Annotated in this window: 1 pseudogene; it reads left to right on the top strand. The window is 42.7% G+C overall.

The annotated features are described in order from the left end of the window. Window positions 1-438: 438 nt before the first annotated feature. Window positions 439-1,230, top strand: a pseudogene (locus LHL20_RS20925) (DinB family protein); the annotation flags it as partial. Window positions 1,231-1,329: the final 99 nt, after the last annotated feature.

Raw genomic sequence — 1,329 nt, 5'->3', positions numbered from 1 at the left:
TTGTTCGACAAAACGGCAGGAATGCCGTTTTGCACAACCGAAGGTTGCCCGTAGGGCGAGCGCCATGGACGGCGCGAGTGAATCCCTCACTCTCCGCCATTTTCGAGAAACCCGCACATTGTTGCGGTTTTTTTTATACGTTAAGAAAAGTATGAATGAGTGAGGGTGAGAAGCCCATTGCTAGCCCACCAGACCTTAAGGTTTTAGCTTTCATATGAAATAAAATCTGATCTCATCCTGTCTCTATTTTGTAACTAAACTGCATTTCATCATAAAGTCTATGTATATATAGTGTTTTATTCACTGAAGCCTGATAAAAATAAATAGATTTGCTACTAGTTAAGCCGTACTGCTGAGACTAATTCTTCCTATCCGCTGTTAATCTTTGGTTTTCGGCGTCATCAGCAGTAAGAAAATCAGAGAACCCGAGAGGATAGTATGCAAGCAATGCCCACGCTCAACCTAAGGAAGGGAACCGTAGATCAAAAGCGCGCTGAAATTAAAGCGTATTTTCTTGATTCATTCGATACCTACGAATCACTTTTTTCATGTTTGGCCAATGACGATGCCTTTTACGAGCGGCCAGAAAAGCTAAGGCACCCACTTATTTTCTACTTTGGACATACCGCAACCTTTTTCATAAATAAATTAGTTTTGGCTAAAGCGATAAACGAGCGGATTAATCCTAAATTCGAATCATTGTTCGCCATAGGCGTCGATGAAATGAGTTGGGATGACTTGAACGATGACAATTATGATTGGCCAAGTGTTGAAGCGGTACGTGCATACCGAAATCAAGTGAGAACACTGGTTTGCGACCTCATCGACACATTATCATTCAGTATGCCTATTAACTGGGAAAGCCCCATGTGGCCAGTAATTATGGGCATTGAACATGAGCGTATTCACCTTGAAACCTCGTCGGTATTAATTAGACAACTTCCTGTTAGTTCGGTAAAGCAAAATGAAAATTGGCCTAGGTGTACAACCTTTACAACCAATAGCACACCCGAAAATGGCTTGATAAACGTGCCAGCGACAACAGTCACAAGTTCAAAGTCGTGGGACGGCGAATACTATGGTTGGGACAACGAGTACGGTAATCAACAAGAAAAAGTAAAAGCGTTTAGTGCGGCAAAATACCTTGTAAGCAATGGCGAGTTTCTCGCGTTCGTCGAGGACGGTGGTTATACCAACGCTGATTATTGGGAAGATGAGGGCAACAAATGGGGGGTTCTAGGGATTTTCCCCTCTAAAGTAACATAGAACGCTACAGGTATTATATTATATGGTCTGTGGCGGTGGGTTACCTTCCAATATTCTGCCATC

The organism is Alteromonas sp. McT4-15 (assembly GCF_020515205.1).
In the GTDB taxonomy this organism is placed as follows: Bacteria; Pseudomonadota; Gammaproteobacteria; order Enterobacterales; family Alteromonadaceae; genus Alteromonas.
Note: the sequence above shows the minus strand (reverse complement) of the source record. Positions and strands in the feature narration are given on the sequence as shown.